Below are 12615 nucleotides of genomic sequence, written 5' to 3' on the forward strand. Positions count from 1 at the left end.
ATCGTACTATCAGGACTAACTGACATTTGAATAAATAAGTTGCAACAAACTTAATAATAATATTTCAATTAATTTACACATTGAACCTAAAATGCATGATGTCTCCGTCACAAACTACATATTCTTTACCTTCAACTGCAATTTTCCCGTTTTCACGGCAAATTGCTTCAGTTTTGAATGCCTCATAATCCTTTAGCTTTATGACCTCTGCTTTGATGAACCCTTTCTCAAAATCAGTATGGATGACTCCAGCAGCTGCTGGAGCTTTCCAACCTCTAGTGATCGTCCAGGCTCTCACTTCCTGAACTCCAGCTGTGAAATAGGTAATTAAATTCAATAATTTATAGGCACCGGCAATTAATCTGTTCAAACCACTTTCCTCAAGACCATACTCTCCTAAGAACATTTCCTTTTCTTCAGGTTCTTCAAATTCGGCTATTTGCTCTTCCAATGCGGCACATAAAAGGATCACATCTGCATTTTCATTTGCAACTTCTTCTTTAAGTCTGTCTACATGCGCATTTCCCTCCTTAATACTTCCTTCATCTACATTGGCGACATACAATACAGGTTTGATGGTCAATAAATGAATGTCAGCAATGGCTTTCAGATCGTCCTCATCAGCATCTATGGCCCGGGCATTCTTCCCCTCCTTTAAACCCTCTTTAAATTTCTGTAAACTTTCAACGGCTTTTCTGGCTTTGGCATCTCCACTCTTTGCGACTTTCTCAATCCTAAGCAATTTTTTATCTACTGACTCAATGTCTTTCAATTGCAATTCAGTATCAATAACTTCTTTGTCAAAAAGGGGATCCACTCCACCTGCCACATGTACTACATTCGGATCATCGAAACACCTGACCACGTGTATTATGGCATCAACCTCTCTTATATTGCCCAAAAATTTATTACCTAAACCTTCTCCCTTGCTGGCACCCTTTACTAATCCAGCTATATCTACAAATTCGATTACTGTTGGAAGCACTCTTTGTGGATTCACCAATCCTTCCAAGATTTGTAAACGCTTATCCGGCACTGTGACAACACCCACATTGGGTTCTATAGTACAAAAAGGAAAATTTGCCGCTTCAGCCTTTGCACTTGACAAGGCATTAAATAATGTTGACTTCCCTACATTTGGCAAGCCTACAATCCCACACTTAACTCCCATGAATGTTAAATCTTATCTATTCTAAATATTCTGTATTCTCTATACCCTTTGTAAAATTCCTTTATAGAAACCCTAAATATAGTATAAACTGGTATCGCGAAAATCATACCCAATACACCGGCAATTTTTGCCCCCACAAAGATAATAACAAAAATTTCAAGAGGGTGAGCTTTTACTGATTTAGAAAAAATAAATGGCTGTAAGATAACATTATCACTTATCTGCACCACAGAAAACACCGTTAGTATTTTAAATAAAAACAAATATACTTCATTTGCTGTACTAAACTCCCCTGTAGAAAGTCCTACCAATACGCCGAAAGTAGCCCCTAAGATTGGTCCTGCATAGGGAATAAGGTTGGCTACTGCTGCAAAAACTGCAATTGTCATTGCATATTCTATATTTCCTATTGATAAGCCGACGGATGCAATCGTGAAAATTACAGACATCTGTAATAATAACCCTACTAGATAGTTAGACAATAGTCTTTCCACTTTGTGAAAAGTTGCCACCGACAGTTCAAAATATTTATTTGGAATGAAATTCAAAATATTTCTTCTAAGCAGTCCATTTTCCAACAGTAAGAAAAAAGTAATAAAACCTATGGCCAGTATACTTATAAAAAAACTACTCGTAGTGGAAATTACGCCATTGATAAATCCCTGAAAATTCATGCCATTCACACTTTTAAGCAGGCTTTCTTTTACAAGTTTTATAAGGTAACCAGGCTCATTATCAATAAGGTTTAACTGAATAAGTATTGCTTCCAGATTTTCAATGGGTCGCTGAATCTGATCGTATAGGTAGTTGACATCCAAAGCTTTTAATAACTCTACCTGAGAACGAAATAGGGGAATAAACAATAGTACCAGTAAAGAAACCACTGATATAATGGCTACAAAAGACATTAAAATTGCCATCGCACGGGGGATATGCTGCCCCATTATGTACAAATTATTGATTTTATTGGTGAGCGGCCGAAGGGCTGCGGCAATTACAAGGGAAAATATGAAGTACAGGCTAATGTTGGAAAAATACCATCCAAACACGAAAACGAGCATGGTAGCCACTATAGCAGTTAATATAACTTTTAGCATGGATCAAAAATAACAAAAAAATCGAACCCTGTACCATGCTTTCCACTAATAGGGGAAAAACATTTCCAAGGTTCGATTTGTATATTTTTTGAATTAAATATTATAGCAAAGTTCTGATTAGAATAGCAGCTGCTTAAGGTATTAATCCCACTTTAAGTCTTCACCAAATTTATCGGTATTTTCATTTGTTGATTCGGTAGTTTCAGCTTCAGCATCAAATTGAGAAAAGTCGAAATCTGGCATCAAATCATTTTTCACATGGCCTACGGCCTCTTGAAGCGCTTCTACGAACTTCCCAAAATCTTCTTTATACAAGAATATTTTATGCTTTTCATAGTAGAAGTTATCATCCTTGATCTTTCTCTTGCTCTCTGTTATGGTCAAATAGTAATCATTGGACCGGGTAGCCTTAACATCAAAAAAATACGTTCTCTTGCCAGCCTTTACCCTTTTGGTGAAAATCTCATCTCTTTCGTAATCTTTATTATCTTCCACTATCCAAATATTTATTTTTTTCAAAAATTAATTTAATGCCAAGTTAAATCAATTCAAATATCAAATTCAAGTTATTGATGTTTTTTTTTCTCAAAATATGTGATATTCTTCAAAATACCTATTGGAAAAGACAATTTTATGACTACAAAATATTGACCCTCTTAACACTAGATTATTCCCCGTGAAGAAACTCCTTCTTAGCAATTAGTTCCTCTTCTGTTTCTCTATTGTCTGGATCATCTATACAACAATCTACTGGACAAACCGCAGCGCATTGAGGTTCTTCGTGAAAACCGGTGCATTCTGTACACTTTTGAGTCACTATATAATAAAACTCATCTGAGACAGGCTCTTGTTTTTCATCACCATCCACTACTTCGCCATCTTCTTGGGTAACCTGATTCAACTCAGTACCTCCACCCCAAGTCCATTCTATTCCCCCTTCATAAATGGCGGTATTAGGGCATTCTGGTTCACATGCACCACAATTGATGCATTCGTCCGTTATCATTATTGCCATTGTGCTTCTTATTTTTGTTCGAGTACAAAACTACTAACCAATTCACAATCTCACAAGCAAAATGAATCTCCTTTCAAAAAATATATCATAGACATTATTTGTTGTACTAACTATTTGATCTTAATTATCCATTAGCTTTGCTCGCGAATAATTATATTTGGGCCAAAGTTTACCAAATGATATAGTCTGAAAAAGGCTACATACTATATTCTCACAATTATGAATGTAAATCAAAGACTAACCCTACTTGCTTCTCTGGGTGATCGGTTGCTTCTTTTAAAAGAGGAAGAAAAAGCAGAATTGTTCGATCGCATGCAGAATCATAACAATTGGTTTACGCCAAAACAATCTGCTTTGGCCCTTGAAGGTATTGGAAGGTACCTCTCCTATGAGCAATTAAAAAATTGGGTAAAGCCATATGATTTCGAGAAAACCGATACCAATGCAGCCAAGAATATAGGCATAATCATGGCTGGAAATATCCCAGGCGTTGGCTTTCATGATCTGCTTTGCACGCTGGTAGCTGGTCATAAAGCCCGTATAAAATTGGGATCTTCCGACAGTATACTGATTCCTTGGCTAGTTGAACAGCTGAAGGCATTGTCTCCTGAATTGGCTGAATCCATAACTTTTGAGGAGCGACTGAGAGATATGGATGCATATATTGCGACAGGAAGCGACAATTCTGCCAGGTATTTCGACTATTACTTCGGCAAGTATCCCCATATTATCCGTAAAAACAGAACCTCCATTGCTGTGATCAATGGAAAGGAATCAGTAGCAGATTTGGAATTGCTGGCCACAGATATTTTCACCTATTATGGCCTGGGTTGTAGGAATGTATCAAAAGTTTATTTCAGCCATCCTTCTCAGGTTCAGGATTTCATGAAGGTCATGGAAAAAACAAATGATGCATTGCACCACCACAAATACTTCAACAATTACGAGTACAACAAGTCCAAGTACCTAATCAATAGGGTGCCCCATTTTGACAACGGACATTTATTACTGGTAGAAGCCAAGGATCTGGTTTCGCCAATATCTGTTATTTATTATGAGATCTATGAATCAGTTGATTCCCTGAAGGAGAATCTAAACACTTTTGAAGATAAAGTTCAATGCGTTGTTTCTAAAGAGGCTTGGTTTGATGGAAGCATTCCTTTGGGCACAGCCCAGCGTCCCGAAGTTAATGAATATGCGGACAAAGTTGACACCTTAAAGTTCCTATTGGAACTGCAATAACTTGGGTAAAACTAGTTATACATAGTGTTTTCGTAGAATATTGTTTTTAAATCCTTTATAAATAAGCATATAATAACAAGCATCATGACCGATTAATTATTGAATTTAGTATCTTTGCGCCCTATTGAATTTTCATCAAACAACAATATAAATTCATTATTAATGGTTTTTGATATAGATATGATTAAGTCGTTATATGCTGAGTTCCCTCAGCGTATAGCTGCCGCCAGAAAAGTTGTGGGGAAGCCACTTACCCTAACAGAAAAAATCCTTTATGCCCATCTCTCTGAAGGCGAGCCAACCAAAGGGCATGAAAGAGGCGTATCTTATGTTGATTTTAAACCCGACAGGGTAGCCATGCAAGACGCGACAGCCCAAATGGCTTTGTTGCAATTTATGCAGGCAGGCAAATCTAAAGTAGCAGTACCTTCTACTGTTCACTGTGATCACCTTATTCAGGCTGAAGTTGGAGCTTCTATCGATTTAGCGAAAGCGAAAGACAAAAACAAGGAGGTTTATGACTTTCTTTCTTCTGTATCCAACAAGTATGGCCTTGGATTTTGGAATCCTGGAGCTGGGATTATCCACCAGGTAGTATTAGAAAATTATGCCTTCCCTGGAGGAATGATGATCGGAACTGATTCACATACACCTAATGCAGGTGGATTAGGTATGGTCGCCATTGGTGTAGGCGGAGCAGATGCTTGTGACGTAATGGCCGGCTTACCATGGGAGCTAAAGTTTCCGAAATTGATAGGTGTGAAACTTACCGGTAAATTATCCGGATGGACTTCAGCCAAAGATGTAATCCTAAAAGTAGCAGGAATTCTTACCGTAAAAGGTGGTACCGGTTGTATAGTTGAATATTTTGGCGAAGGAGCTCGCTCATTATCTGCCACAGGAAAAGGCACCATTTGTAATATGGGTGCTGAAATTGGAGCAACCACTTCTATCTTTGGTTATGATGAAAAATCTGAAGCTTATTTGAGAGGTACTTCAAGAGCTGAAATTGCAGATTTAGCTAATGGCATCAAAGAATATTTGACAGGGGATGAAGAAGTTTATGCTTCTCCTGAAAAATACTTCGACGAAGTTATAGAGCTTAACCTTTCTGAGTTGGAACCACATGTCAATGGTCCTTTTACTCCAGATCTAGCTTGGCCACTATCTAAATTTGCTGCAGCAGTAAAAGAAAACAATTGGCCAGAAAAATTAGAAGTTGGACTTATCGGTTCTTGCACCAATTCTTCCTACGAAGACATTTCAAGAGCTGCTTCTCTTGCCCAACAGGCAGTGGATAAAAAATTAAAAGCCAAATCAGAATACACCATTACTCCAGGTTCTGAACAAGTAAGATTTACTGTCGATAGAGATGGATACTTACAAATCTTTGAGAATATGGGTGGTGTTGTTTTGGCCAACGCTTGCGGACCATGTATTGGCCAGTGGGCAAGACATGGAGCTGAAAAGCAGGAAAAAAATTCTATCATCACTTCTTTTAACAGAAACTTTGCGAAAAGAGCTGATGGTAATCCAAATACGCACTCATTCGTAGCATCCCCTGAAGTAGTTACGGCTTTGGCAATTGCCGGTAATCTTACCTTCAACCCAATGACAGACACACTTACCAATGAAGATGGTGAGCAGGTAAGATTGGATGAGCCTGCTGGATTAGAGCTACCTGTAAAAGGATTTGCTGTTGAAGACGCAGGCTATTTGGCCCCAGCAGAAGATGGATCTAAGGTACAGGTAAAAGTAGCTGCTGACTCTGAGCGACTACAATTATTAGAGCCTTTTAAAGCCTGGGAAGGAACGGACTTAAAAGGGCTTAAACTCTTAATAAAAGCCAAAGGTAAATGTACAACCGATCATATATCTATGGCAGGTCCATGGTTAAGATTCCGTGGACACCTTGACAATATTTCAAACAACCTTTTGATTGGTGCTATCAATTTCTTTAACGATGCTTCCAACACAGTTAAAAACCAATTGGATGGTAGTTATGGAGAAGTTCCAGCTGTGCAACGTCAATATAAATTACATAATATTGGTACCGTAGTAGTAGGCGACGAAAATTATGGTGAAGGTTCTTCTAGAGAACATGCAGCCATGGAGCCTAGATTCTTGGGAGTACGTGCTATTATAGTAAAATCTTTTGCTAGAATTCATGAAACTAACTTGAAAAAACAAGGTATGCTAGGCTTGACTTTCGCTAATCCTCAGGATTATGATTTGGTTCAAGAAGACGATACTATTGACATCGTTGGGTTGGATAATTTCACTCCAGGCAATCCACTAACAGTCGTTCTTAACCATAAGGATGGTAGTGTGGACAGCATAACTGTAAACCATACCTACAATGAAGGCCAAATCAAATGGTTTAAAGCTGGTTCAGCATTGAATCTTGTAAAAGAAGGTCTCATTTAGGCAAATGCTTAACCTGAGTTAAAATCACTTTTTCTGGTTATAACTGACCAGCATGTTTATAATAAAGGGAAGGCTACAATTAATTTTGTGGCCTTCCCTTTTTTAGCTTATTGAAATAAAAAATAAATCTAGGTTCACAGAAGTGTTCCTCGAAGATAAATTTTACATTACCATTCGTGACAACCGACCTCGCTTTTTCTGAAAGGAAACATTGCATTCCAAATAAGATTATCTTTTCATTGATTTAACTCGGATGGTGCAATAGGATGCAGAAGACTTAATGGTTAATTGGTAATTCAGTAGTAATCGTCTATTTATTGGTAGCCTTACTATCCAACAGAGGCAAATATTCTGAAAGCAGTGGCATTTCAGGATCCGCTTTGTTGGCCTCATTTAAAAATTTACTTGCCAAGGTCATGTCGCCTTTCTTAAAATAATAGATTCCCTTATTTCTTATGGCATAGTAGTTTTTCGTGTTTTGTTTTAAGCTATAATTGATATCTTCTAAGGCCTCATCTGTTTGATCAAGGTATAACTTGTACAGACCTCTATTGTTGTAGTAATAAGAATGGTCCTTATCTAAATTTATGGCTTCTTCTACGGATTCAAGGGCTTTTGGGTAATCCCCATTTTCAAAGTGTATCAATGACCAAAGATTATGTAACTTACTCTCCCGGGGATTCAATTCCAAGGCTTTTTCGAGATCTACAATAGCAGAATCAAGCTCATTTCGGTAATAGTGTACGGTAGCACTATTGATGTACAACTCTGCATTATCAGGCGAATATTGTATGGCTTTGTTAAAAGCAATTAATGCGTCCTCATAGGCCTTCATTTCTGTTTGCACCAATCCTCGAATAAAATAAGCCTGTCCATTCTCTCCATTTATTTGGAGCAAGGCTTTGGTATCTTCCAATGCCTTATAATTTTCTCCAAAATCAAGATGAGCGATGGCTCTTTGGGTCAAGGCAGGGACATAATTATTGTCAATATTGATGGCCTCTGAAAAGTCTGAAATGGCTTCTATTAATTTGGCTTGTTGGTATTTGGCCATGCCCCGATTAAAAAACGCATCCTTAAATTGAGGGTCAATGGCTAAAGCTTCATCGTAATAAGTAATGGCTCCTTTCAGATTCCCCTCCTTTAACTCATTATTACCCTTCAATAAAAACCTTCCCTTTTTATCAACATTTGAGCTGCAAGACAACGTAATGGACAATACAAACCCAAAGAATAACCAAAACAATTTACCTTTTTTCATCTGAATGCTAAATTAACTTTTATCAATTTCCCCACAAACAAATAAATCAAGGATTTAGTGCTCTCTTGAGAATTGAATTTTAACTTGTCATCAACTAATGTCCTAAATAACATGACCCGTCCTTAATCAGGCCTAATTGCAATGAGTATAGCAATAATGCGTGTAATACTAGATGGGAGTAAGTAGGCTTTCGTAGCAAAAAGATAATCTATTTATCCAAATTCTCTCAAGGCCACATCATACTATTTATCATAATAATTAAAAATTAAATTAGAATTGTAATCAATATTTCAAAAAAGCATTTTTTAAACTTATTTTTTTTGGAATAGTTATTGCTATTATACTATGTAATAAAGAATACTTATTTATTTTAACTTAAACCAACACTATTATGCCATCTAAATTAAAGCTTAAAGGAGAATGGAACGAATTAAAAGGAAAACTTAAAGCAAAATATGGTGAACTCACCGATGATGATTTAGTTTATGCCGAGGGCCAGGAAGACCAATTATTAGGTAAACTTCAGAAAAAAACTGGTGAATCGCAGGAAAATCTTAAAAAGATTTTGTTCTCTGAATAGATAGAGAAATACCATACGAAGCCCGATAACATATTTATCGGGCTTTTTTCATGTAAACTCCAAAACGAATAAATCCTAAATTTTTAATACTCCCCCCCTTTTACCAGAAATTTTCTAGCACCTAGCGCAGCATATTCAGCTTACTTTTTATTGTTGCGGCATATTATCAGTAAGGAGTAAATAGGAGCGCATTCAACAGCATTTTTAAAAAAAGTTAATCGACACTTTATCAAACTGACAGATTTTTAGGGCAGTCCTGTACATTCTTTAAGCAGTCATTCTTGGCTTCAATCCTGCTATTTTTTTTAACTAAGCACAAATACGACCTAATATTCTCTATTATCAGATCATCATTCTGTTTATCAATTGTTTTTTAAAATAATAAATTTAATAAGGGTAGTAAATTCACCGGAAAACAAAAAAGAATATTCTGATCAGTAAACTTCAAATTAATCACCGTATAAAAAATAGTATCACTTTTACACATAATAATAATAGCAACTTTTACAGATCAATAATAAATTTGACTGTTAGCTTGTCTTTAACCACAAAGGTAAAAACTCGCTTCCTTTTAGTATATCTAAAACAACCGACAAAAAACCATTGAAAGTAAAAATTGATTCTTCAACCATAGAAATAGGTGTAGTAGGGCTAGGGTTAATGGGCACAAGTATCCTTGTCTCGCTATTGGTAAGTGGCCATAAGGTTATTGGAATTGCACCACTCCGAGCAGATATGGATGGAGCACTGGATCGAATTCAAAGTCAATTAAATCATGCTGCTGAAGCAGGGCTATTAAAAGAGGATGTAAGTCAATATTTAAAAAGACTAAACCTTTCAGAGAATTATCAAAACCTAAGTAATTGCCGTTTGGTTCAGGAATGTGTCACAGAAGTTATTGCTATTAAAACAGAAGTATACAGGAAAATAACAAAGTATACCGCGAGTAACACTATCATCGCCACTAATACTTCCGCTATCCCCATCAGCACGCTGCAGCAAAATGTAAGCCTTCCTTCTCGATTCATTGGCATCCACTGGGCAGAACCAGCCTATATGACGCGCTTTTTGGAAGTTACAAAAGGAGAGGAAACTGATGAAGAGATAGCCAAATGGGTGCTCCAATTGGCGCATACTTGGAACAAGGAACCAACCTATCTTAAAAAAGACTTACGAGGCTTTGTTACAAACCGAATGCTCTATGCCGTTTACCGTGAAATGTTTGCTATTTTAGAAAATGGGGAAGCTTCGATGGATGATTTGGATAAGGCCTTCAGGTATGACCCAGGCTCTTGGATGACCTATATGGGACTTTTTAAAAGAATGGATCAAATGGGGCTAACTGATTTTAAAGAAATTTTCGAGAATCTATTTCCACAACTCAACAATTCCCAAACCGTGCCTTCTACAATGCAAAAGATCGTAATTGAAAAGGGAAAAGGAGTTAACAACGGCAAAGGATTATATTGCTATACCAAAGAAGAGGCAACCAAATGGGAAGAGGCTTTTAAGAATTTTAATAACGAAATTTTCCAATTGGCGGCACAATATCCAGAAATTAATAATTAAAAATATGAATAACGAAAAGTACCAAAAATCCGCAGACCTACTTGCTAGAGCAAAAAATGTGTTAGCAGGAGGAGTATCGTCTGAATTTAGAAAATACAACCATCCTCATGCTTTATTTTATAGTCATGGAAGTGGTAGCCGCATTTACGATGTGGATGGAAATGAATACAGAGATTTTACTTTAAGTCAAGGTCCATTGATTTTAGGACATTCGCACCCGGAGGTTTTAAAAGCTGTCCATGATTATTCAACCAAAGGGCAATTGTTTGCCGGTCAACACATTATGGAGCTTGAGTTGGCAGAGAAACTACAGGAGTTAATACCTTCGGCAGAAATGATGCGTTTCTGTTTGGACGGATCAGAAGCAGTTCAAACGGCTTTTAGGGTAGCAAGGTCAAAAACAGGTAAAAGCAAATTCTTAAGATTTGAAGGACATTACCACGGTTGGCTAGACAATGTTTGCTTTGGCATTTCTACACCATCTCCAGAAGCTTTAGGACCTAGAGCTGTTCCTAGTCCTAACCCTTGGAGCCAAGGCTTACCACCTAACTCAATTGATGAATTCCATTTACTTCCTTGGAACGATCTCGAATTGGTAAAAGCTAAATTGGCTGAAAGTCACCATGAAATAGCGGCAATTATTACAGAGCCTATCATGTGCAATAATGGTTGTATTCTTCCCAATGAAGGTTACCTACAAGGCCTAAGGGATTTATGTGACGAGTACAACATTGCCCTGATTTTCGATGAAGTAATTACTGGCTTTAGAATTGGTCTTAGAGGTGCTCAGACTTATTTCGGCATTACACCAGACATGTCCATTTTTGCCAAAGCAATTGGTAGTGGGTATCCTATCAGTGCCATTGTAGGTAAGAAAGAATGGATGGAAGAGATCTCTTCAGCGAGAGTAATCCATGCAGGGACCATGAATACTGCGAACCCAACGGTAGCAGCGGCTATGGCCACAGTCTCTTTCCTAGAAAGGGAAAATCCATATGCCAAAATGTTTGAACTTGGTGATCAACTTCGTAAGGGTTTAAAGGAGCTGGCTAATAAGACGGGGCACAACATGATTGTCTCTGGAGTAGGTCCTATCATCCATACTGGATTTTCGGATGGCCATGAACTAAACGAATTCAGAGATGTACTAAGATTAGACAAGGCCAAGCTGGGTCAATTTATTGCTGGCTTGCACAATGATGGTGTCCGTGTAATTGGTAGAGGCCTTTGGTACCTTTCTGCCATTCATACTGAAGAGGACATTCTACATGCACTGAAAAGTGTGGAAAAAGTGCTGACACAGATGAATGAAAAATAGAATGACCCCTTCAGAAACTCAAATCTGTTTGGTGGGTGAAGGAAAAGACCTTTCCGGAATTGCCTTATGCCTGGGCAATTCCGGACATAAGGTTTATCTTATCGGAAATAAACCAACCAAAACAGCCTTATCAACTGCATTCGATACGCATCCGTTGATTCATGTAAATCAGAATTGGTCAACCCTAAAGACTGCAGACTTAATAATTGCAAACACCTCTGAAAATATCAGTCTGAAAAAGGAACTTTTGGGAAAAATAGCTCAAAATGTTTCCCCCGATACCCTAATAGCTATTAATTCGGAAAGCTACTCTTTGGAGGATTTACAAGAAGGATTTCCAAACCCTGAGGCCCTGATGGTACTCAATTGGGTGTATCCTGCTCACCATACCTTTTTCCTTGAAGTGATTACCAACAGCCAAACGAAGACTGAACCGGTAACTGCACTAATGCAGTTGGCAAAGGAAAGTTGGGGAAAAGATCCCTATTTGTTAAAAAATGGCAAAGGGATAAGAAGTAGATTATTGGCTGCCATGGCTAGAGAGTCTTTTTATTTAATCGACAATGGTTATGCTGAACCCATAGATATCGATAGAGCATGTAGAAACGATCCAGGCTATTATTTGCCATTTGCTGGTAATTTTAGGTACATGGATTTAATGGGAACATTCATTTATGGTGTGGTGATGAAAGACCTGAACCCGGAACTTTCACGAGAAAAAGTACCCTCAAAACTTATGGCCTCGAAGATAAGTGAAGGGAAATTGGGCATGGCAAATCGTGAGGGCTTCTATTCTTATACAAGAAAAGAAGCTGAAACATTTGAGGAAGAATTTTTAAAATTCAATGAAAAAATAAAAATGCTTATGGAAAGGTATCCATTTATAAGTGAGAATAACCCACAACAGGCCAATCCATAAGGTAAAAAACAAGCTT

The 12615-nt window shown here is 37.5% G+C and carries 11 protein-coding genes; 6 read left to right on the forward strand and 5 right to left on the reverse strand.

Going from position 1 to position 12615, the window contains the following annotated elements; genetic code table 11:
- Positions 1–73 precede the first annotated feature (73 nt).
- The 4 genes from ychF to AAC073_RS22915 form a co-directional block, all read right to left on the reverse strand.
- On the reverse strand, positions 74–1171 hold the full coding sequence (gene ychF, locus AAC073_RS22900) for a redox-regulated ATPase YchF (protein ID WP_339926154.1): 1098 nt from the start codon (positions 1169–1171) through the stop codon (positions 74–76).
- A 5-nt stretch (positions 1172–1176) separates the two neighbouring features.
- Positions 1177–2268, reverse strand: coding sequence for an AI-2E family transporter (locus AAC073_RS22905; protein ID WP_339926155.1), 1092 nt, complete (start codon positions 2266–2268; stop codon positions 1177–1179).
- Between the two features lie 141 nt (positions 2269–2409).
- Positions 2410–2763 (reverse strand): DUF3276 family protein, encoded by a 354-nt coding sequence (locus tag AAC073_RS22910; RefSeq protein WP_339926156.1) that lies wholly within the window; start codon positions 2761–2763, stop codon positions 2410–2412.
- A 172-nt stretch (positions 2764–2935) separates the two neighbouring features.
- Positions 2936–3283, reverse strand: coding sequence for a 4Fe-4S dicluster domain-containing protein (locus AAC073_RS22915; RefSeq protein ID WP_339926157.1), 348 nt, complete (start codon positions 3281–3283; stop codon positions 2936–2938).
- Positions 3284–3502: 219 nt separating this feature from the next.
- Between AAC073_RS22915 and AAC073_RS22920 the strand changes: the two genes are divergently transcribed.
- The gene (locus tag AAC073_RS22920) at positions 3503–4525 is read left to right on the forward strand and encodes an acyl-CoA reductase (RefSeq protein ID WP_339926158.1); all 1023 of its coding nucleotides are present in this window, start codon (positions 3503–3505) and stop codon (positions 4523–4525) included.
- A 162-nt stretch (positions 4526–4687) separates the two neighbouring features.
- Positions 4688–6952, forward strand: coding sequence for an aconitate hydratase (locus tag AAC073_RS22925; RefSeq protein ID WP_339926159.1), 2265 nt, complete (start codon positions 4688–4690; stop codon positions 6950–6952).
- Between the two features lie 310 nt (positions 6953–7262).
- Here AAC073_RS22925 and AAC073_RS22930 read toward each other — a convergent pair whose 3' ends face one another.
- Positions 7263–8213, reverse strand: coding sequence for a tetratricopeptide repeat protein (locus AAC073_RS22930; protein WP_339926160.1), 951 nt, complete (start codon positions 8211–8213; stop codon positions 7263–7265).
- A gap of 391 nt (positions 8214–8604) precedes the next feature.
- Here AAC073_RS22930 and AAC073_RS22935 point away from each other — a divergent pair, with 391 nt between their 5' ends.
- The 4 genes from AAC073_RS22935 (at position 8605) to AAC073_RS22950 (ending at position 12599) form a co-directional block, all read left to right on the forward strand.
- Positions 8605–8793 carry a CsbD family protein gene (locus AAC073_RS22935; protein WP_339926161.1) on the forward strand — a complete coding sequence of 63 codons (189 nt, stop codon included), beginning with the start codon at positions 8605–8607 and terminating at the stop codon, positions 8791–8793.
- A gap of 603 nt (positions 8794–9396) precedes the next feature.
- On the forward strand, positions 9397–10362 hold the full coding sequence (locus AAC073_RS22940; RefSeq protein WP_339926162.1) for a 3-hydroxyacyl-CoA dehydrogenase family protein: 966 nt from the start codon (positions 9397–9399) through the stop codon (positions 10360–10362).
- Between the two features lie 4 nt (positions 10363–10366).
- On the forward strand, positions 10367–11680 hold the full coding sequence (locus AAC073_RS22945; protein WP_339926163.1) for an aspartate aminotransferase family protein: 1314 nt from the start codon (positions 10367–10369) through the stop codon (positions 11678–11680).
- Positions 11670–12599 carry a 3-hydroxyacyl-CoA dehydrogenase NAD-binding domain-containing protein gene (locus tag AAC073_RS22950; protein ID WP_339926164.1) on the forward strand — a complete coding sequence of 310 codons (930 nt, stop codon included), beginning with the start codon at positions 11670–11672 and terminating at the stop codon, positions 12597–12599. The genes AAC073_RS22945 and AAC073_RS22950 overlap by 11 nt, the downstream gene beginning before the upstream one ends.
- The last annotated feature ends 16 nt before the right edge of the window (positions 12600–12615 follow it).

Source organism: uncultured Cyclobacterium sp., assembly GCF_963977555.1.
In the GTDB taxonomy this organism is placed as follows: domain Bacteria; phylum Bacteroidota; class Bacteroidia; order Cytophagales; family Cyclobacteriaceae; genus Cyclobacterium.